General features: G+C 69.4%; 23 protein-coding genes. 6 read left to right on the top strand and 17 right to left on the bottom strand.

Annotated elements, in window-relative coordinates:
* Window positions 1-50 precede the first annotated feature (50 nt).
* From ACWF94_RS05780 to ACWF94_RS05820, 9 genes are all read right to left on the bottom strand, one after another.
* A complete protein-coding gene (locus ACWF94_RS05780) occupies window positions 51-305 on the bottom strand; it encodes a DUF4229 domain-containing protein (RefSeq protein WP_453485080.1) in 255 nt (84 codons plus the stop codon).
* 172 nt (window positions 306-477) lie between these two features.
* The gene (gene mqnE, locus ACWF94_RS05785; protein ID WP_453485036.1) at window positions 478-1,641 is read right to left on the bottom strand and encodes an aminofutalosine synthase MqnE; all 1,164 of its coding nucleotides are present in this window, start codon (window positions 1,639-1,641) and stop codon (window positions 478-480) included.
* Window positions 1,642-1,688: 47 nt separating this feature from the next.
* On the bottom strand, window positions 1,689-2,144 hold the full coding sequence (locus tag ACWF94_RS05790) for an Lrp/AsnC family transcriptional regulator (protein WP_453485082.1): 456 nt from the start codon (window positions 2,142-2,144) through the stop codon (window positions 1,689-1,691).
* Window positions 2,145-2,258: 114 nt separating this feature from the next.
* A complete protein-coding gene (locus tag ACWF94_RS05795; protein ID WP_453485038.1) occupies window positions 2,259-2,933 on the bottom strand; it encodes a UbiX family flavin prenyltransferase in 675 nt (224 codons plus the stop codon).
* Between the two features lie 65 nt (window positions 2,934-2,998).
* Window positions 2,999-3,265: a type II toxin-antitoxin system prevent-host-death family antitoxin gene (locus ACWF94_RS05800; protein ID WP_453485040.1), complete on the bottom strand. Its 267-nt coding sequence runs from the start codon at window positions 3,263-3,265 to the stop codon at window positions 2,999-3,001.
* Window positions 3,266-3,270: 5 nt separating this feature from the next.
* A complete protein-coding gene (locus tag ACWF94_RS05805) occupies window positions 3,271-3,831 on the bottom strand; it encodes a Uma2 family endonuclease (protein WP_453485042.1) in 561 nt (186 codons plus the stop codon).
* 43 nt (window positions 3,832-3,874) lie between these two features.
* Window positions 3,875-4,777, bottom strand: coding sequence for a menaquinone biosynthesis prenyltransferase MqnP (gene mqnP / locus ACWF94_RS05810; protein WP_453485044.1), 903 nt, complete (start codon window positions 4,775-4,777; stop codon window positions 3,875-3,877).
* The gene (locus ACWF94_RS05815) at window positions 4,774-4,935 is read right to left on the bottom strand and encodes a hypothetical protein (RefSeq protein WP_453485046.1); all 162 of its coding nucleotides are present in this window, start codon (window positions 4,933-4,935) and stop codon (window positions 4,774-4,776) included. Before ACWF94_RS05815 ends, mqnP begins: the two co-directional genes overlap by 4 nt.
* Complete coding sequence (locus tag ACWF94_RS05820; protein WP_453485048.1) at window positions 4,932-6,383, bottom strand: menaquinone biosynthesis decarboxylase; 1,452 nt, start codon at window positions 6,381-6,383, stop codon at window positions 4,932-4,934. The genes ACWF94_RS05815 and ACWF94_RS05820 overlap by 4 nt, the downstream gene beginning before the upstream one ends.
* Window positions 6,384-6,470: 87 nt before the next feature.
* Between ACWF94_RS05820 and ACWF94_RS05825 the strand changes: the two genes are divergently transcribed.
* Window positions 6,471-6,773: a PLD nuclease N-terminal domain-containing protein gene (locus tag ACWF94_RS05825; protein ID WP_453485050.1), complete on the top strand. Its 303-nt coding sequence runs from the start codon at window positions 6,471-6,473 to the stop codon at window positions 6,771-6,773.
* A 237-nt stretch (window positions 6,774-7,010) separates the two neighbouring features.
* Here ACWF94_RS05825 and ccsB read toward each other — a convergent pair whose 3' ends face one another.
* The 7 genes from ccsB to hemL all read right to left on the bottom strand — a co-directional run bounded on the left by ccsB (window position 7,011) and on the right by hemL (window position 15,037).
* A complete protein-coding gene (ccsB, locus tag ACWF94_RS05830; protein WP_453485052.1) occupies window positions 7,011-8,099 on the bottom strand; it encodes a c-type cytochrome biogenesis protein CcsB in 1,089 nt (362 codons plus the stop codon).
* On the bottom strand, window positions 8,096-9,940 hold the full coding sequence (gene resB / locus ACWF94_RS05835; protein WP_453485054.1) for a cytochrome c biogenesis protein ResB: 1,845 nt from the start codon (window positions 9,938-9,940) through the stop codon (window positions 8,096-8,098). Before resB ends, ccsB begins: the two co-directional genes overlap by 4 nt.
* 5 nt (window positions 9,941-9,945) lie before the next feature.
* On the bottom strand, window positions 9,946-10,683 hold the full coding sequence (locus ACWF94_RS05840; protein WP_453485084.1) for a cytochrome c biogenesis CcdA family protein: 738 nt from the start codon (window positions 10,681-10,683) through the stop codon (window positions 9,946-9,948).
* Between the two features lie 64 nt (window positions 10,684-10,747).
* On the bottom strand, window positions 10,748-11,350 hold the full coding sequence (locus ACWF94_RS05845) for a TlpA family protein disulfide reductase (RefSeq protein ID WP_453485056.1): 603 nt from the start codon (window positions 11,348-11,350) through the stop codon (window positions 10,748-10,750).
* Window positions 11,351-11,426: 76 nt separating this feature from the next.
* Window positions 11,427-12,677, bottom strand: a complete 1,251-nt coding sequence (locus ACWF94_RS05850; protein WP_453485086.1) for a hypothetical protein — start codon at window positions 12,675-12,677, stop codon at window positions 11,427-11,429.
* Between the two features lie 333 nt (window positions 12,678-13,010).
* Entirely contained in the window at window positions 13,011-13,733 is a 723-nt protein-coding gene (locus ACWF94_RS05855) for a histidine phosphatase family protein (RefSeq protein WP_453485057.1), read from the bottom strand.
* Complete coding sequence (hemL, locus tag ACWF94_RS05860) at window positions 13,730-15,037, bottom strand: glutamate-1-semialdehyde 2,1-aminomutase (protein ID WP_453485059.1); 1,308 nt, start codon at window positions 15,035-15,037, stop codon at window positions 13,730-13,732. Before hemL ends, ACWF94_RS05855 begins: the two co-directional genes overlap by 4 nt.
* A 274-nt stretch (window positions 15,038-15,311) precedes the next feature.
* Between hemL and ACWF94_RS05865 the strand changes: the two genes are divergently transcribed.
* From ACWF94_RS05865 to ACWF94_RS05875, 3 genes are all read left to right on the top strand, one after another.
* Window positions 15,312-15,869 carry a hypothetical protein gene (locus ACWF94_RS05865; RefSeq protein ID WP_453485060.1) on the top strand — a complete coding sequence of 186 codons (558 nt, stop codon included), beginning with the start codon at window positions 15,312-15,314 and terminating at the stop codon, window positions 15,867-15,869.
* A gap of 380 nt (window positions 15,870-16,249) precedes the next feature.
* A complete protein-coding gene (locus ACWF94_RS05870; RefSeq protein WP_453485062.1) occupies window positions 16,250-17,086 on the top strand; it encodes an NAD(P)H-binding protein in 837 nt (278 codons plus the stop codon).
* Window positions 17,087-17,098: 12 nt separating this feature from the next.
* Window positions 17,099-17,833, top strand: a complete 735-nt coding sequence (locus ACWF94_RS05875; protein WP_453485063.1) for a Mut7-C RNAse domain-containing protein — start codon at window positions 17,099-17,101, stop codon at window positions 17,831-17,833.
* 162 nt (window positions 17,834-17,995) lie between these two features.
* Here the strand turns inward: ACWF94_RS05875 and ACWF94_RS05880 are convergent, their stop codons facing one another.
* Window positions 17,996-18,478, bottom strand: coding sequence for a MarR family winged helix-turn-helix transcriptional regulator (locus tag ACWF94_RS05880; RefSeq protein WP_453485065.1), 483 nt, complete (start codon window positions 18,476-18,478; stop codon window positions 17,996-17,998).
* Window positions 18,479-18,658: 180 nt separating this feature from the next.
* Between ACWF94_RS05880 and ACWF94_RS05885 the strand changes: the two genes are divergently transcribed.
* Both ACWF94_RS05885 and ACWF94_RS05890 read left to right on the top strand, forming a co-directional pair.
* Window positions 18,659-18,994, top strand: coding sequence for a YnfA family protein (locus ACWF94_RS05885; RefSeq protein ID WP_453485066.1), 336 nt, complete (start codon window positions 18,659-18,661; stop codon window positions 18,992-18,994).
* A gap of 177 nt (window positions 18,995-19,171) precedes the next feature.
* Entirely contained in the window at window positions 19,172-19,936 is a 765-nt protein-coding gene (locus ACWF94_RS05890) for an SDR family NAD(P)-dependent oxidoreductase (protein WP_453485067.1), read from the top strand.
* Window positions 19,937-20,057 lie beyond the last annotated feature (121 nt).

Here is a 20,057-nt window from a genome sequence, read left to right on the forward strand (position 1 = left end):
CGTGTTCACCGGGGCGTACGGGCGAACCGTCGGTACGGCCCGATAGGGCGCTATCCCGTGACGCCGTCCTCCCGCGTACGGTTCGACTCCAGCCGCTCCTTCGCCCGGCCCACCTGGCCGACGATCTCCTCGGACATGGCGTCACGCTGCTTGCGCAGCAGAACGAAGCTCAGCGGGGCGGAGATCACCAGGGCGAGCAGCAGGACCCAGACGAAGTTGGAGTCCCCGAGTCCCTTGGGCAGTACGCCGAACTGGACCAGTCCGGCCACGACGACAAAGCAGCCGGCGAAGACGGCGAGGCGCATGGCGGTGTACTTGATCGCGGCGCTCGACTTGGCTGACACGGCGGGGCCTTCTCTCTTCCATCATTTCGTACGGCGGATCCTGCCGATCCAGTGAAGCACGCCCGGCAAATGATCAGTACAGCGGCAGCGGCGGAACGGCACCCCCACCGCGACCGGCCTGGACAACGGCTCCTCAGACGCGCATGGGCTGCGGCGACTCACGGCGGTCGGCGTCCGGCCCGGGGTACTCACGGATGATCTCGTAGCGGGTGTTGCGCTCCACCGGGCGGAAGCCCGCGTCCCGGATCAGATCGAGCAGATCGTCACGGGTCAGCTTGTTCGGCGTGCCGTAGTTGTCCGCGTCATGCGTGATCTTGTACTCGACGACCGAGCCGTCCATGTCGTCCGCGCCGTGCTGGAGGGCGAGCTGAGCGGTCTGCACCCCGTGCATCACCCAGAAGACCTTGACATGCGGGACGTTGTCGAAGAGCAGCCGCGAGACGGCGAAGGTCTTCAGCGCCTCGGCGCCGGTCGCCATGGTGGTCCGCGCCTGGAGCCTGTTGCGGACCTTGCCGTCCTTCATGTCCACGAAGTCGTGCTGGTAGCGCAGGGGGATGAAGACCTGGAAGCCGCCGGTCTCGTCCTGGAGTTCCCGCAGCCGCAGGACGTGGTCGACCCGGTGGCGCGGCTCCTCGATATGCCCGTAGAGCATGGTGCAGGGGGTCTTGAGCCCCTTGCTGTGCGCGAGGCGGTGGATGCGCGACCAGTCCTCCCAGTGGGTCCGGTGATCCACGATGTGCTGGCGGATCTCCCAGTCGAAGATCTCCGCACCGCCGCCGGTGAGCGATTCGAGACCCGCCTCGATCAGCTCGTCCAGGATCTCGGAGGCGGACCTGCCCGAGATGGTCTCGAAGTGGTGGATCTCGGTGGCGGTGAACGCCTTCAGGGAGACCTCGGGGAGGGCCTCCTTAAGGGCGCTCAGGGAACGGGGGTAGTAGCGCCAGGGGAGGTTGGGGTGAAGCCCGTTGACGATGTGCAGCTCGGTGAGATTGTCGTTCTCCATCGCCTTGGCGAGGCGGACGGCCTCCTCGATCCGCATGGTGTACGCGTCCTTCTCGCCCGGCTTGCGCTGGAACGAGCAGTAGGCACACGACGCGGTGCACACATTGGTCATATTGAGATGGCGGTTGACATTGAAGTGGACGACATCGCCGTTCTTGCGCGTACGCACCTCGTGGGCGAGGCCACCGAGCCAGGCCAGGTCGTCGGACTCGTAGAGGGCGACACCGTCCTCACGGGTCAGCCGCTCCCCTGCCCTGACCTTGTCCTCCAGCTCGCGCTTGAGTCCAGCGTCCATGCGCCCGCCTCCCATATCGCTGTCAATCGGGCTTCACCACCGTACTGCTACACCTGTTCCGGCAGATCGCCGACCCGGTTCTCCCATTTGGTGGAGAGCACGATCGTCGTACGCGTACGGGAGACTCCCCGGGTGCCGCTCAGACGGCGGATCGTCTTCTCCAGACCGTCGACATCGCCCACCCGGACCTTGAGCATGTACGAGTCGTCGCCCGCGATGAACCAGCAGTCCTCGATCTCGGCGAGGTCGCGCAGCCGGCGGGCCACATCCTCGTGGTCGGCCGCGTCGGAGAGCGAGATGCCGATCAGGGCGGTGACCCCGAGTCCGAGGGAGGCCGCGTCGACGGTGGCGCGGTAGCCGGTGATGACACCGGCCGCCTCCAGGCGGTTGATCCGGTCCGTGACGCTGGGCCCGGAGAGTCCGACGAGCCGTCCCAGCTCCGCGTACGAGGCCCGGCCGTTCTCCCGGAGGGCCTGGATGAGCTGTCTGTCCACCGCGTCCATGTATCTGGAGCCTTCCATCGTTTCAACCCAAGCAGCTTCTGAACTTAAGGCACGCAGCGGCCAGGACCCTGCGATTCATACGACAAGCCAGCGATGATCCTTCAGAATACGGGGTCAGTCGCCCCGGGAGCCTCCCAGCTCACCCTGCCAGCGGCGGTACAGCCCGTGTGCCACCCCGGCCGCGTCCAGCACCCGCCCGGCCACGAAGTCGACCAGGTCCTGGATATGCGTCGCCCCCGCGTAGAACGCCGGGGACGCGGGCATGACGACGGCCCCGGCCTCGTCCAGGGTCACCAGATGTCTGAGGGTCGCCCCGTTCAGCGGGGTCTCCCGCACGGCGACGACCAGGGGCCGCCGTTCCTTGAGCGTCACGCTCGCGGCGCGCTGGAGCAGATCCTTGGAGAGCCCGAGCGCGATCCCGGCGACGGCGGCGGTGGAGGCGGGCACGATCAGCATCCCCCGCACGGGGTACGACCCCGAGGACGGCCCCGCTGCCAGATCCCCGGCCGCCCAGTGCCGTACGGGACCGACATCCACGGTGAAGGCGTCCGGCTTTCCGTCGGCCCCCCGGGCCAGCCACTCCCGCAGATCCGCGCGCCAGTGCGCGTCCCGGAACGCGATCCCGGTCTCATCCAGCAGCGTCAGCCGCGAGGCCCGCGACACCACCAGATCGACGCTCTCCCCCGCGTCGAGCAGCCCGCGCAGCACGGCTGCGGCATAGGGGGTCCCGGAGGCACCGGAGACTCCGACGATCCACGGGCGGCGGGGGTTCTGTTCTGCTGGCTCCACAGAAGGGAGCCTATCCGGCGGGCCGGAGGGGCCGCGTATCAGGCAACACCCCCTCCGGTTCCGGCTCAGCCTGCCCGGTCCTCAGCCTCCAGCCGGGCCATGAACTCCTCGTGCCCGATCGGTGGTCCGCTGCGTTCAGCCCGGCGCCTTCTGGCTTCCGCCACATCGGCTTCGTCCCGCAACCGCTCCAGCTCCTCAAGCTCCTCTACCGGGACGAGCACGGCGGCGGGCCGCCCGTACTCGCTGATGAGGATGTACTCGCGGCCGTCGCGCACCCGGCCGACCAGTTGACCGAGCTGCTTGCGTGCTTCCACCAGCGGATAGGTCTCCATGCGTATCAGGCGCTGGGGTCGACAGGGAGGCCGGAGGTGTCGATCTTCAGTTCGCCGAGTGTCGTCCGCACCGTCACGGTCTCCCCGTAGGGGAAGGTGTCGGTGCCGAGGTAGCCGGTGGGGCCGGGGTTCCAGCGGGTGACCAGCTGTCCCTTGTTCGGGTCGAAGATCAGATAGTTGGCGATGCCCCGGGCCGCGTACTGCCGGTCCTTGATCTCGTAGTCGTTGCGGATGCTGCTGGGCGAAACGACCTCGATGGCCAGCTCGATCAGATCGGCCGGATACGAGGTCAGGTTCCGGTCTCGCTCCTTCACCGGGATGGCGGCGAGATCGGGGCAGAACTCGAAGCCCTCGCTGAACGGCACGGCCACATCGCTCATGAGGCCCCACTCCGCCCCGAGCTGCGGCTCCAGTTGCCCCCAGACCTCCAAGAGCGTCCGGTTGTGGAACGGACGCAGCGGGCTCAACACGATATTGCCCTCGACGATCTCTGTGCGATAGCCGGGGAACATGTCCTCGAACCGGCTGAGCTGCGAGCGCAGGCGATCAGCCTCCGAAATGGTCACGTCAGCCTCCCTGTCCTGCCCTCGATGGCAGGCCAGACGCTAGTCAGACGGTCAGCCCACGCACCAGCAGATCCAGCAGGGCGCACACGAAAAGGGTAATTCCGATAAAACCATTGACGGTGAAGAACGCCCTGTTCAGCCGGGACAGATCGTGCGGCTTCACCACCGTGTGCTCGTAGCAGAACGCCACCGTCACGATCACCAGCCCCGCCCAGAAGAACACCCCCGCGTCCGTCGCCAGCGCGTACCAGACCAGCAGGCCGGTGGTCACCGCGTGCGCCGCCCGCGCCCCGTACAGCGCCGCCGGGATACCGAAGCGCGCCGGGACCGAGCGGACGCCCTCGGCGCGGTCGGCCTGGACGTCCTGGCAGCCGAAGATCAGGTCGAAGCCGCCGATCCAGATGCCGACGGCGACCCCGAGGATCACCGCGTCCCACGACCAGGTGCCGGTGACCGCGAGCCAGGCGCCGATGGGGCCCATGGCCTGGGCCAGGCCGAGGATGGCGTGCGGGTAGTCGGTGAACCGCTTGCCGTACGGATAGACCACCATCGGGATCACGGCGAGCGGCGCGAGCGCCAGACAGAGCGGGTTGAGCAGCGCCGCCGCGCCCAGGAAGACGACCACGGCGATCAGCGCGCCGGTCCACGCGGAGCGCAGGCTCACCGCGCCGGTGACCAGTTCGCGGCCCGCCGTACGCGGGTTACGGGCGTCGATCTCGCGGTCGATGATGCGGTTGCAGGCCATCGCGAAGGTCCGCAGCCCGACCATGGCGACGGTGACGAGCAGCAGCCGGCCCCAGTGGATGTTCCCGTCGAGCTGGAACATGGCGGTCAGTGCGGCGATATACGCGAACGGCAGGGCGAAGACCGAGTGCTCGATCATCACCAGGCGCAGAAACCCCCGGGTCCGGCCCGGCTGCGGTACGGCGGCGGCGGACGCGGTCACCGGGCCTGCCCCCGGCGGCGGGAGGCACGGTACGGGCCGGGACGGCTCCCCACCAAGTCCGGGCCGGGGCGGCTCTCCGCCAGGTCCCGATCGGGGCAGTTCTCCGCCAGGTCCCGGCCGGAGCGGCTCTCCGTCAGATCCTGGCCGGGGCGGCTCACAGGCCGTACTCCTTCCAGCGGCGGTCGACCAGCGCCGCCGTCGCGGGGTCCGACTCGACCATGTCGGGCCAGCCGCCGTCGCGGGTGTACCCCTCCTCCGGCCACTTCTTCGTCGCGTCGATACCGGCCTTGCCGCCCCAGAACTGCTGGTAGGAGGCATGGTCGAGATGGTCGACCGGGCCCTCGGCCACGGTCAGGTCGCGCGCGTAGTCCGTATTGCCGAGAGCGCGCCAGGAGACCTCGGCGAGGTCATGGACATCGCAGTCGGAGTCCACCACCACGATCAGCTTGGTCAGCGACATCATGTGCGCGCCCCAGATCGCGGACATCACCTTCTGCGCGTGCTTGGGGTACTTCTTGTCGATCGAGACGATCGCGCAGTTGTGGAAGCCGCCCGACTCCGGCAGGTGGTAATCCACGATGTCCGGCACGATGATCTTGAGCAGGGGGAGGAAGAAGCGTTCCGTCGCACGGCCCAGCGGGCCGTCCTCGGTCGGCGGGCGGCCCACCACGATCGACTGGAGCAGCGGGCGCTTGCGCATCGTCACACAGTCGATGGTGAGCGCGGGGAACGGCTCCTGCGGGGTGTAGAAGCCGGTGTGGTCCCCGAACGGCCCCTCCGGCAGCAGCTCTCCCGGCTTCAGCCAGCCCTCCAGGACGACCTCCGCCTGCGCCGGGACCTGGAGCGGGACCGTCTTGCAGTCGACCATCTCGATCCGCTTGCCCTGGATGAAACCGGCGAAGAGGTACTCGTCGATATCGCCGGGCAGCGGCGCGCTGGACGCGTAGGTCACGGCGGGCGGGCAGCCGAAGGCGATGGCGACGGGCAGCCGTTCACCGCGCCGGGCCGCCACCTGGTAGTGGTTGCGGCTGTCCTTGTGGATCTGCCAGTGCATGCCGATGGTTTTGCGGTCATGGCGCTGGAGCCGGTAGAGCCCGAGATTGCGCACACCCGACTCGGGGTCCTTCGTATGGGTCAGGCCCAGATTGAAGAAGGAGCCGCCGTCCTTGGGCCAGGTGAAGAGCGCGGGCAGCTGGCCGAGGTCGATGTCCTCGCCGTGCAGGACCACTTCCTGTACGGGGGCGTCCTTCACCTTCTTCGGCGGGACGTGCACCATCGAGCCGAGCTTCCCGAACGCCTCGCGCACCCCGACGAAGCCGTGCGGCAGCTCCGGCTTGAGCAGGCCGCCGATCTTGTCGCTGATCTCGGAGTACGACTTGAGGCCGAGGGCCTTGAGCAGCCGGCGGTCGGTGCCGAAGACATTCATCGCCAGCGGCATCGCCGCGCCGCGCACATTCTCGAAGAGCAGCGCGGGCCCGCCCGCCTTGTTCACCCGGTCGACGATCTCCCCGATCTCCAGGTGGGGGTCGACCTCTGCCCTGATGCGCTTGAGGTCTCCCTCGCGCTCCAGAGCCCTGAGCAGGGAACGAAGATCGTCATAAGCCATGCGCTCCAGTATCGGGTACCGGATACCCTGGCCGCGTCACCGGGGGCGTTTCCGGCCCCGCCACCTCTACCGGGGAGACCGAAGGCCATGCTCAGGTATCTGCCCTTTCTGCTGATCCTGGCGCTGTGGATCTACGCCTTTATCGACTGCCTGAACACTCCCGAGAAAGAGGTCAGGAACCTGCCGAAGGTGGCGTGGGTCATCATCGTGCTGCTCTTCGGCCAGGTGCTGCTCGGACCGGTCGCCTGGTTCATCGCGGGACGGCCGCGCAGGACGGCGGCGTACGGGAGCGGTCGCCGGGGCGAGTGGGTGGCGCCGGACGACAACCCGGACTTTCTGCGCTCCCTCAAGGACGAGGAGAAGCCGAAGAAGAACGACGAGGAGGCGTAAGCCGCTTCCGAAACGACCTAGTCGGCCGCGCCCGCCGGGAGCGCGACCGGGGGCACGCCCCCTGACGTACGACGACCGCCCGGCGGCACCACGGCCGTCGGGCGGTACGACTCGGAAACGGGGCCCGCGCGGGGACGCGGGCCGGGGCGGCCCAGGCGTACGTACGACGGCGTACAGGCGTACATAGACGGCGTACGTACGACGGCGTTCGCACGACGTGGAGACCGGCCGGGAACCTCAGGCGTACGAGTGGAGACCGTCCACGAAGATGTTCACGCCGTAGTAGTTGAACAGCCAGCACGCGAAGGCGATCAGCGCCAGGACCGCCGCCTTCCGCCCCTTCCACCCGGCCGTCGCGCGGGCGTGCAGATAGCAGGCGTACGCGACCCAGGTGATGAAGGACCAGACCTCCTTGGGGTCCCAGCCCCAGTAACGGCCCCAGGCGTCGCCCGCCCAGATCGCGCCCGCGATGATCGTGAACGTCCACAGCGGGAAGACCGCGGCGTTGATGCGGTACGCGAACTTGTCCAGCGTCGCCGCGGACGGGAGCCGGTCCAGGACCGACGTGGCGAACGCTCCGGGCTTTCCGCCGCTCGCCAGCTTGCTCTCGTAGCGGTCGCGGAACAGATAGAGCACGGTGGCGACCGCGCCCAGATAGAACACCGCACCACAGAAGATCGCGGTGGAGACATGGATGTAGAGCCAGTAGGAGTCCAGCGCCGGGACGAGTTGGTCACTCGCGGTGTAGAGCCACTTCGTGGCGATGCCCAGATCGACCAGGACCGTGCCGACCAGCGGCAGCCCCAGCCAGCGGACGTTCTTCTTCGCCACCAGGAAGCCGAGGTACGCGCCGACCAGCACCGTGGAGAAGGTGATGGAGAACTCGTACATATTGCCCCAGGGCGCCCGCTGCACCGACAGCGCGCGGGCCACCACTCCGGCCGCCTGGATGACGAACGCGAGGCAGGACAGCGCGATCGCGATCCGGCCGTACAGATCACCCTTGAACGTGCCGCCCGCGGCTCCGGGGCCGTCGGGGACATCCCGGGTGCCGGGGGCCGAGCGGGTGACGACCTTCGGCTTGTCGAGGACGGCCGTGCCGCCCTGCCGGGCGGCTGCGGTCCCGGCCCCGGCCCCGCTCCGGGCCTGCTCGGCGGGGGCGTCCCCGGTGAGCGCGGCGGCGGTGCGGCCCACCTTGCTGCGGCTGCCGAAGACCCACTCGGCGATATGGGCGAGAAAGGCCAGTGTGTACACGGCCATCGCCGAATAGATCAGCGTGTTGCTGATCTGCGCGAGATTCTCGTTGGTTGCGGCGGCGAGATTCACTTCTCAGCCCCTTCGGCGGAGACTTCGGAACGTTCGGCATCATCGGATACTTCGGAGGACTCTGCGGGGGACACTGCGGAGGACACTGCGGAATCGTCGCCCGGCGGCTCGGGCGCGGTCGGCGCCTCGGCGTGGAGCGTCAGGGCCAGCGCGGCCAGTTCCTCCGGCAGCTTCGGCGACTCACTGCGGCCGAGCCCCGCCATCTCGACGACCGTCACACCGTCCTTGGCGCGCACGGCCCGCACCCAGACCCGACGGCGCTGGATGAACAGCGAACCGACCAGACCGCCGATGGCGGCGATCGCGCCGCCCAGGGCCCAGCCGTTGCCGGGCGACTGCGAGATCTGGAAACTCGCCCACTCCTTCACCTCTTTCTCGAAGGTGATGGAACCCGCGCCGTCCGGGAGGTCCATCCGCTCGCCCGGCCGCAGCATCTGGCGGAGGATCTCGCCCTTGTCGTCCTTGAACTGCTTCATCTTGCGGGTGTCGAGCTGATACACGTTCTGCGGCAGCCCCGAGTCGACGCCCAGACTGCCGGAGAAGCCGGACAGCGCGAGCACCGGGTACTCCAGGCCGGGGAACTGCGAGAACATCTGGCCCTTGCCGACACCGGCGAAGGTCGGTACGAAGACGGCGCTGAAGCCGAGCTGGGTCTTCTTGCCGTTCTTGTCGCGGTAGCCGTCCATCACCTTGATCGCCCCGGTGGAGGTGACATTGGTGTCGATCGGCAGCAGCGGGACCGCGTCCTGGAAGACGATCTTGTCCCGGCCGTCCCGGACGGTGACGACGGGCGCGTAGCCGTGCGCCAGCAGATAGACCTTCGTCCCGTCGACCACCAGCGGCTTGTTGACCTCGATGACCTTCTTCTTCTCCTTGCCGTCCGGCGTGGAGTAGGTGACGGCGGCCTCATAGGTCCGGGGGGTGCCGCGCTGCGGCCCGTCCTTCTCGTACGTACCGGTGAATCCGTCCAGCATGAAGGTGAACGGCGTCAGGTCGTCCATGTCGTAGAGCGAGCCGGACTTGAAGTCGTCGTACTGCGTGAGGGTGTTGGAGAAACCGCCGCCCTCGACGATCAGCTTGCCGCCCTCGGACTTGAAGAGCTGGCCGGCGGCGAACGCCACGAGCATCACGATCAGCGAGATATGGAAGACCAGATTCCCGGCCTCGCGCAGATAACCCTTCTCGGCGGCGACGGCCGTCTTGACGGTGTGCGCACGGAACCGGCGGCGCTTCAGCAGGGTGAGCGCTGCCTCACGCACCTGCTCGGGATCGGCCTCCGTACGCCAGGTCGTGTACGCGGGCATCCGGTTGAGCCGGCCGGGGGCGCCCGGCGGACGGCTGCGGAGCTGGCCGACGAACTGCCAGGTGCGCGGGACGATACAGCCGATGAGCGAGACGAACAGCAGGATGTAGATCGCGGAGAACCACACCGAGCTGTAGACGTCGAAGAGCTGGAGCTTCTCGAAGAGCGGCGTCAGGCCCTCGTTGTTCTTCTTCCAGTCCTGCACCTTGAGGTCGTCGACGCTGGTCTGCGGGACCAGCGAGCCGGGAATCGAGGCGAGCGAGAGCAGCAGCAGCAGGATCAGCGCGACCCGCATGGAGGTCAGCTGGCGCCAGAACCAGCGGGCCCAGCCGATGACACCGAGGGTGGGCCCGGCGATCAGCTCTTCCCTGGGGGCAGTGGAGAGCTGTGCGCCGGCGTCGGCCTGGCGCTGCGTCTCCGACCGCTCCTGCTCGGACCGCTCCTGTTCGGACCGCTCCTTTTCCGAAGGCTCCTGTTCCGACGGCTCAAGCTGCTCCGACGGCTCCGGCCGCCCGGTCGGTGTACTCGTCTTGCTCATTGGTGTCAGATCCCCACCGTGAAACCGTTGGACCAGGTCTGCATCTGCTGGACGATGACGCCCCAGACGCCGGTCAGCAGCAGAACGCCCGTCGCGATCATCATGATGCCGCCGATCCGCATCACCCAGACGTAGTGGCGCTTGACCCAGCCGAACGCACCGAGCGCCTTGCGGAAGGCGACCGCCGCGAGCACGAAGGGCAGACCGAGACCGACGCAGTACGCGACCGTCAGTATGGCCCCCCGGCCCGCGCTCCCCTGGTCGGCGGCGAGCACCTGCACGGCGGCGAGCGTCGGGCCGATACAGGGCGTCCAGCCGATGCCGAACAGCGCGCCCAGCACGGGGGCGCCCACCAGACCTGCCGTGGGCCGGGTGTGGAAGCGGAACTCACGCTGGCTCATCCCGGGCAACAGACCCATGAAGAAGACCCCCAGGAGCACCATCAGCACCCCGAGGATCTTGGAGAGGACCTCCTGCTGCTCCTGGAGCTGGGAGCCGAAGTACCCGAAGAGCGCGCCGCCCGAGACGAAGACGGCGGAGAAGCCGAGGACGAACAGGGAGGCGCCGAGGACCATCCGGCCGCGCTTGGCCTCGGCCAGATCGCTGCCGCCGACCCCGGTGACGTACGAGAGATAGCCGGGGACGAGCGGCAGCACACAGGGAGAGAAGAAGGAGACGAGCCCGCCGAGTACGGCGATGGGCAGGGCGAGCGCCAGCGCGCCGCTGAAGACCGTCTCGTTCATGCCGGCGGCGAGCACGGTTTCGTTGACGCCGGGGGCGGCGAGCAATTCCACGGTCCGCACGGGATCACTTCTCCGCGATCAGCGGCTCGATCATCTTGCGGAGTTCCTTCTCCCCGAGCGGCTGTAGCGCGCGGGCCGCGATCTTTCCCTCCCGGTCGAGGACGACCGTACTGGGAATGGCCTGCGGCATCAGGGTGCCCCGGGGGAATCCGTTGACGATCAGCTTGCCCACGGGGTCGTACAGGCTCGGATACTCCACGCCGTAGTCCTTCTCGAAGGCGATCGCCGGGCTCTTGTTCTGGTCGCGGGTGTTCAGCCCGACGAACTCCACGCCCTGCGGCTTCAGCTCCTTGGCGACCTTGGCGAAATGCGGTGCCTCGGCCCGGCAGGGCGGGCACCATGATCCCCAGGCGTTCAGGACAACGACCTTGCCCTTGAAGTCGGCGAGATCGAGTGGCTTCCCGTCGAGGGTCTCGCCCGAGATCTCGTTGGTGGCCGCGCGCTTGCCCTTGGCGGCGGTGGAGATACCGCCGGTGTCGGTGACGAAATTGGTGTCGCCGCCACCGCCGGACTTCCCGGTGTCACCACTACAGGCGGAGAGGGTGAGCGCGCCGACCGCGAGCACGGCGGTCAGCAGGGCGGCGCGAGGGGCACGGCGGTAGCTCATGTGAAAAGTTTCGCATGGCGGTTCCGCCGATCTTCCGCGCCCCCCTCGATGCCCGTAAGACCCTATAGGACCGTTGTCAAACGCCCTTAAGGAAAGCGTTCCATCCGCCGGGCGGGGCCTGGCCCACCCCCAGCGTACGGAGCTTGTCGAGTACGGTCGGGTGCTGGACATCGAGCCAGTCGCAGAACTGGCGGAAGGACACCAGCCGTACGTCCTTCTTCCCGGCCATCCCCTTGACCGCCTCCTCGACGGCGTCCATATAGATGCCGCCGTTCCACTGTTCGAAGTGGTTCCCTATGAACAGCGGCGCTCGATTGGTCTCGTACGCGCGCCGGAATCCCTTGAGGTACGCCCCCGTCGCCTGCCTGCGCCACGCCGGGTGCCGCTCGGGCGGGCCCTTGGTCGAATTCCGCGACTGGTTGTACATCAGGTTGTAGTCCATCGACAGCACCTCGAAGGACCGCCCGGGGAACGGGACCTGCTGCAGCGGCAGGTCCCACAGGCCCTTGCGCCGGTGGGGCCAGGTCTGGAGGCCACCGGGTGAACTGGCGTCGTAGCGCCAGCCGAGCTTCTTGGCGGTGGGCAGCAGCTTGCGCTGTCCCAGCAGACAGGGAGTACGGCCGCCGGTGAGTTCCACGCCGTAGTCGAAGGGCAGCGGGTCGACGTCTTTCCAGCCGGTGTTCGTACGCCACTTCGTGACGAAGGACACAGCCTGTTCGATCTCGTTCTCCCAGTCGGCGGGCGTCCAGTTGCCGACCGATCCCGAGCCGCCGCAGAAATGCCCGTTGAAGTGGGTGCCTATCTCATGGCCGTCCAGCCATGCCTGGCGTATGTACTTCAGGGTGTCCTTGATGTGCGCGTCGGTGAGATAGCCGATGTCCGAGGCGCCGGCGGCGTTGTTCGGCGGGCGGTAGAGCGATTTCTTCGACTCGGGGAGCAGATAGATCCCGGAGAGGAAGAAGGTCATCGCCGCGTCATGATTCCTGGCGAGTTCGAGAAAACGCGGGAAGAGGCCGTTGCCGACCTCTCCCGCACCGTCCCAGGAGAAGACCACGAATTGCGGCGGAGCCTGTCCCGGTTCCAGGGTGACGACGCCGGGCGGCTGGTTCGGCTGCGCTCCGGTGTCGGAGGTGGAGCCGTCGCCTATGAGCCTGAGGGGAGTCACCTCGGGCGAGGGGCTCGATGTGCCGCCCTTGCCCGGACTGCTGCCGCCCCCCTTGCCCGGACCGCCCTTGTCCTGGCCGCCGGACCCGCAGCCCGCCACGCCCAGCGCCGCCGCGGCACCGGCTCCAGCCCCGAGGAGTCCCCTGCGGCTGATACCACGTATCTGCTTTCCCTGTCCCACGCTCACCGTGGAGAGCCCCCGTTCGCACCGATCACCGGCTGAAAACCGACTACTGGCTTAGAGGTCACAGAGAAGACACAGGTTCCCGGAGCCGCCCTCTTTTTCTGTACGGGCCAACTGTCTGCCCGTACGGGTTACCTGTACGGGCAACCCGATTCCGCCGAGGTGCCGCGCGGGACGCCAGTACGGGCAGGGCCGGGCCGGGACAGAGCGGGATATATCGGGACGGGCACCGCGACAGGGCGGGACGGGCCGGGAGACGGCGGGGGACTGAGCGGGACGGGCCGGGAGAGGGCGGGGGGGGACTGAGCGGGCCTACGCGCCGAAAGCCTTCGCCTTCCCCTTCACCGGCTTGGCCCCGGCCAGCAGATGCGCCGGCACCAGATCGCGCGCGGGCTCCGAGTAGCCGACCGAGACGATGCGGTCGCCCTCGAAGGTGAAGGTGGTCAGGGACGCCAGCGTGCACTGCCGGCGGCGCGGGTCGTGCCACAGCCTGCGCCGTTCGACAAAGCTCCGGACGATCCAGATCGGCAGCTGATGGCTGACACAGACGGCCTCATGGCCGCGGGCCGCGTCCCGTGCGGTGTTCAGCGCGCCCATCATCCGTACGACCTGCTCGATATACGGCTCCCCCCACGACGGGCGGAACGGATTCATCAGATGCCGCCAGTTCGACGGCCTGCGCAGCGCGCCGTCGCCGACGCCGAAGGTCTTGCCCTCGAAGACATTGCCCGCCTCGATCAGCCGGGCGTCGGTGGCGAGGCCGAGGCCGTGACTCTTGGCGATGGGGGCGGCGCTCTCCTGGGCGCGCTCCAGCGGGGAGGCGACCACATGGGTGACATCCCGGCCCGCGAGATGCTCGGCGACCCGGTCGGCCATCCGGTGGCCGAGTTCGGAGAGGTGGTACCCGGAGCGGCGGCCGTAGAGGACACCGTCCGGGTTGTGGACCTCGCCGTGCCGCATCAGATGGACGACGGTCCGCTCTTCGCCGGTCCCGGTGCCGGTCCCGCTGCTGCCGGTGCCGGTGCCGGTGCTCATACGGTGGCCTCCGCCGCGGCGCGGGCGGCTGCGGGCAGCGCCGCGGCGATCCGCTCCACGGCCCGGCTGTCATGCGCCGTCGAGACGAACCAGGACTCGAACGCGGACGGTGGCAGATAGACCCCGTCGGCGAGCATCGAGTGGAAGAAGGCGTTGAACCGGAACGCCTCCTGGCGTCGGGCGTCGTCGTAGTTCCGCACCTCGTCCGCGGTGAAGAAGACGGAGAACATGTTGCTCGCGCTCTGGAGGCGGTGGGCCACGCCCTCCTTCGTCAGGGCGTCGCTCACCAGTCCCCGGATCTCCGCGGAGACCGCGTCGAGCGTGTCGTACGCGGCCTGGTCCAGCAGCCGGAGCTGCGCGAGGCCCGCCGCGGTCGCCACGGGGTTCCCGGAGAGGGTGCCCGCCTGGTAGACGGGCCCGGCCGGGGCGAGCCGCCCCATCACCTCGGCACGCCCGCCGAACGCGGCGGCCGGGAAGCCGCCGCCCATGACCTTGCCGAAGGTCATCAGATCGGGCTCGACGCCGTCCACGCCGTACCAGCCTGCCCTGCTGGTACGGAAGCCGGTCATGACCTCGTCGGAGATGTACAGCGCGCCGTGCTCACGGCACAGATCCCGCAGCCCCTGGTTGAAACCGGGCCGTGGCGGGACGACGCCCATATTGCCGGGTGACGCCTCGGTGATCACACAGGCGATGTCGCCGGGGTGCGCGGCGAACGCCTGGCGTACGGCATCGAGGTCGTTGTACGGCAGGACGACCGTCTCACCGGCCTGGGCGCCGGTGACGCCGGGGGTGTCGGGCAGCCCGAAGGTCGCCACACCGGACCCGGCGGCGGCGAGCAGGGCGTCCACATGGCCGTGGTAGCAGCCGGCGAACTTCACGACCTTGGCCCGGCCGGTGAAGCCACGGGCCAGCCGGATCGCCGACATCGTCGCCTCGGTGCCGCTGGAGACCAGCCGCACCTGCTCGACCGGCGCCACCCGGGCCACGATCTCCTCGGCGAGGGCGACCTCCCCCTCACCGGGCGTACCGAAGGAGGTGCCGCGCGCCACGGCGGAGTGCACGGCCTCCAGCACAGCCGGGTGCGAGTGGCCGAGAATCATCGGCCCCCACGAGCAGACGACATCGACGTACTCGCGTCCGTCGGCATCGGTGAGATACGGGCCGGTGCCGGACACCATGAACCGGGGCGTGCCGCCCACGGCCCTGAAGGCCCGCACGGGAGAGTTGACGCCGCCGGGCGTCACCTGGGACGCCCGATCGAAGAGCGCCTGCGAAACTGGGGCTTCGTATGAATACGCCACTTTGGTCCTGATCTGCGATTCGAGTGTTCGGGCGGCCGGGGCGGATGATCTCGGCCACGGGTGAGCAGGGAGCGCGTTCTCTCCGTATGACGAAAGGGCGTCACCCTCCTCGCATCTGCGAAACTGGGTCGACACAGGGAAGGCTCACGGAATCCATGGTGTCAGAGGCCGCGGTGTTCCTCACGGACAGGTGTTTCACCGGACGTCCGTGGGGGAGGTCACTGTCACGATGATCGGGTTGCGCGGCGGGGGCTGCGAGTGGTCGGGTGGAGATATGTATCGCGGTGGCGGACTGGGCGAGGGGACCGACGATCTGGGTCCTGATCCTGCCCGGCGGGGCAAGCACCGGCGAGGCGACGCGGACGCGGATGCCAAGGGAGGCAGGGGCGGCCGAGTGGGGGTGACCTACAAATATTTCGGTGCCCCCAACGGGGCGACGGCTGCCCGCGTCCCCATTTCCATGCGCCCGGAGGAGCTGGGCGGGGACGAGCTGGGCATGGGCGGTCTCTTCACCAAGATCAAGCCCGAGACCATAGCCGCGATGGTCCTGATGGGCATCCAGGGCATGCCCCTCAACAAGGTCCCCCCGCTGGAGCTGGTGGTGCTGCACCCCGACTACGCGGTGGTGAAGCTCCCCATGACCGTGGTCGACCCCCTGCGGGGCATCGGCGAGGAGTCGGTGGGCGCGGCGGCCTTCATCTGGTCGACGGTGCCGGACCGGGGCGGGCCCCGGGACGCCTTCAATGTGTACCAACTGCTCCATGAATGGCAGGACTTCAGCCACCGCCTGCACGAGGCGGGCCATCAGCCGTACTGCCTGGTCTGGCCGTAGCCCGGTCCGCCCGGCTGGTGCCGGGCCGCTTCTGATGGATCAGGACCCTGGCCCCGCCAACGGGTGGGGCCGGCCCCACCCCGGCGTCCGTTCCGGCCCGGGTGTCCGCACCCGGCCCCGGTAGTACCCCGTACCCGGTAGTACGCCGCTCGGCAGTACCCCGCACCCGGTAGTACCCCGCACCCGGCCGGGTCCTGGGCCGCGTCTCCGTTATCCGTTTGACGGGCGAGCCGCTTCCCCATCAGGATTTACCTGCGCGACGCAGATTCTGTTCAACGATGGATAACCGCGCTCATCTCCCGCCCAGCCAGGCCCAGCCAGGCCCAGGCAGACCTATACAGGCCCGAACAGGCCCAGACAGGCCCAGACAGAAGGACCCCATGACCATCCTCGTCACCGGCAGCCGCGGCCGAGTCGGCTCCGCCCTCGTCGCACTCCTCCACCAGGCCGGGGTGCCCGTCCGGGCCGCCTCGGCCGCCCCCGAGAAGCTCGATCTCCCTCCGGGGGTCGACGCCGTGCGGTGCGCGCTCGACGATCCGTCCGCGTTTCCCGCCGCGCTCGAATCCGTCGGCTCCGTGTTTCTGTACGCCGAGCCCTCGCACACGGCGGACTTCGCCGCCGAGGCCCGGCGCGCGGGCGTCGAGCACATCGTGCTGCTCTCCTCCAGCGCCGTACAGAATCCCGGCAACCCGGTCGGCGCCACGCATCTGGCGGCCGAACAGGCGCTGGCCGCCTCACCGGTCGAGTCGACGGTCCTCCAGCCGGGCGCGTTCGCGAGCAATGCCCTCTACTGGGGATCGGCGCTGCGGTCCGGCGTGGCCGTCGATCTCCCCTATCCGGGGAGCTACTCCGACCCCATCCATGAACAGGACATCGCGGAGGCGGCGTTCGCCCTGCTCACCGGCGAGGGCGGGCGCGGCAGGGCGTACCACCTCACCGGTCCCGAGTCGCTGACGTTCGCCCAGCAGCTCGCGATCCTGGGCCGGGTCCTGGGGGTCGAGATCTCCCATCGCGCCGTGTCCCGCGAAGCGTGGAAGGAGTCCATGGCCGGGTACATGCCGGACGCGTTCGCCGACGCGCTGCTCAACCACTGGCGGGAGAGCGATGGTTCGCCCACTCCCCTCACCGGCGCCGTCGAAGGGCTGACCGGCCACCCCGCCCGGACCTTCGCCGGGTGGGTGAGCGAGAACGCGGATGCCCTCACCACCGCCCGGTGACATGCTGACGGCGTGAACGGTCCGGAGATCCATCTCAGTGTCGCCCCCGAGCTGCACCTCTTCGTCCCCTCCCGGCGCCGCCAGGGACGTACGGCCCTGATCACCGACGGCTCCTCGACCCTCGGCCATGTCATCGAGTCCCTGGGCGTCCCGCTCACCGAGGCGGGCCGGCTGCTCGTCGACGGAAAGCCGGTGGCCGTCTCCCACATCCCGCGCGCGGGCGAGAGCGTCGAGGTGTACGGGGTCGAGCGCCCGCAGCGCGTCCCGGGGGCGCCCCTGCGCTTTCTGCTCGACGTCCATCTCGGAACGCTGGCGCGACGCCTGCGGCTCCTCGGCGTGGACGCGGCGTACGAGAGCGAGGACATCGGCGACCCGGCGCTCGCGGCACTCTCGGCGCGGGAGAAGCGGGTGCTGCTCTCGCGGGACCGCGGGCTGCTGCGGCGGCGGGAGATCTGGGCGGGCGCGTATGTCTACAGCGACCGGCCCGAAGCCCAGCTACGGGACGTCCTGGAGCGGTTCGCCCCGGTGCTCGCGCCCTGGTCCCGCTGCACCGCGTGCAACGGGAGACTGGGGAAGGCCGACAAGGACACGGTGCGGGATCAGCTTCGGCAGGGCACACGGCGGTCGTACGACGTGTTCGCGCGGTGCGCGGAGTGCGGCCAGGTGTACTGGCGGGGCGCACACCACGCCCGGCTGGAGGCGATCGTCGAGGAGGCGCTGCGGGAGTTCGGCGGCGCGACGGCGTAGGGCGCCGCGAGCCGCCCGGCGACGCGCACGCGGCGCCCCGGTCGCCCCCCGCGCCGCCGTCCCGCATGGCCCCGCCACGTACTCCGGCGTACCGCGGGAGCAGCCCCGTACAACGGCGTCCCGCAGGCCGCCTCCCGGATCGCCGCCGGACTGCCGGGGACCTCAGACCATGCCGTTCCGCAGCCGCTCGATCTGGCTCGTGCTCAGCTCCACGGCCTGTCGCATATGCGCGGTGAGCAGGGCGATCTCGTCGTCGGCGTACTGTTCGAAGAGGGCGAACCAGGCAGGGTCCAGTTTTCGCCACAGGGCCCCGAACTCCGCCAACCGCTCCGGCACGGGGGCCACCAGCACCCGGCGGCGGTCGGCGGTGTCGCGCTCGCGGGTGACATAGCCGGCCCGCTCCAGCCGGTCGACGAGCCGGGTCGCGGACCCGGTGGTCAGCCCGGTCAGCTCGGCGATCCGCCCCGTGGTGACGGGTCCCGGCTCAAGGCCCAGCAGATTGAAGCACTGGATGTCGGTGGGGTGGAGCCGCAACCGGTCGGCGAGCGCGTGATTGAACAGCACATAGGCCGCCATGTGCCGGCGCGAGGCCACGGCCAGCTCCTCCATCAGCCGGTCGCGGCCGACGGCCTTCTTCTGCGTCATGCCGCGAGTCTAGGAGTGTGATCGTCAGGACGTCGTCCGCCCGGCGGACGGTCGGACCGGCGGACAGTCGGACCGGCGGACAGTCGGATCGGCGCGGCTGCCCGGGACCGCGTGCCTTGGCCCGGCCGGGCCCCCGGACCGTGCTCCGGTGCCCGGCCGTGCCGTGGCAGGCTCTGGGGCATGCTCGTCGCCCGTTCAGTCGCCCTCTTCGTCGTCGCGGCGCTCTTCGAGATCGGTGGTGCGTGGCTCGTCTGGCAGGGGGTCAGAGAGCATCGCGGCTGGATCTGGATCGGCGCCGGAGTCATCGCGCTCGGTGCCTACGGTCTGGTGGCCACGCTCCAGCCGGACGGCGAGTTCGGCCGGATCCTGGCGGCGTACGGCGGGGTCTTCGTCGCGGGCTCGATCGCCTGGGGCATGGCCGCGGACGGTTATCGCCCGGACCGCTGGGATGTGATCGGCGCGCTGATCTGTCTGGCGGGCATGGCCGTGATCATGTACGCGCCCCGGGGCCGCTGAATCCCGGCGGCCCCGGCGACTGAATCCCCGGGCGCCGCCCGGACCCGGCCCCTCCGCGTCGGTCGGTCCCCCGGGCCACGTCCGCCCACGACCTATCCTGGCGTCGTACACCGATCCCGATCACGATCCAGATCACGATCACCGATCGCACAGACACGCACGCCCGAGGAGCAGGACATGACCGCCGCTGGGACCCCCGTCGCCGTCGTCACCGGAGCGAGCAGCGGCATCGGCGCCGCCACCGGGCGACGGCTCGCGCGGGCCGGGTACCACGTCGTCCTCACCGCGCGTCGCAAGGACCGGATCGAGGCGCTGGCGCAGGAGCTGACCGGGGCGGGCGGCCGGGCCACCGCGTATGCGCTGGATGTCACCGACCGGGCGGCCGTCGACGCGTTCGCGGACACCCTGGACCGCTGCGACGTCCTGGTGAACAACGCGGGCGGCGCGCTCGGCGCGGATCCCGTCGCCACCGGGGACCCCGGGGACTGGCGGCAGATGTTCGAGACCAATGTGATCGGCACCCTGCATCTGACCCAGGCGCTGCTGCCCGCCCTGACCGCCGGGGGCGACGGCACCGTCGTGGTCCTCACCTCCACCGCGGGCCACTCCACCTACGAGGGCGGCGCCGGGTACGTCGCCGCCAAGCACGGAGCACATGTGCTCGCCCAGACCCTCCGGCTGGAGATCGTCGGCACCCCGGTCCGGGTGATCGAGATCGCGCCGGGGATGGTGAAGACCGAGGAGTTCGCCACGACCCGCTTCCGCGGGGACACGGAGAAGGCGGCGAAGGTGTACGCGGGTGTCGCCGAGCCGCTGACCGCCGACGATGTGGCGGACACGATCACCTGGGCGATCACCCGCCCGTCGCACGTCAATATCGACCTGCTGGTGGTGCGCCCCCGCGCGCAGGCGTCCAACACCAAGGTCCACCGCGAGGGCTGACCGCACCGGAGCGGCGGCGCGACTGCGGCTGCGCGGCTGCGGCTGCGCGGCTGCGGCTACCGGAACCAGGACCGACCGGTTCCAACGCCCGGGTCCGGTCCGGACCCGACCCAGAACCGGG

The sequence above is a fragment of the Streptomyces sp. NPDC055078 genome (assembly GCF_053607985.1).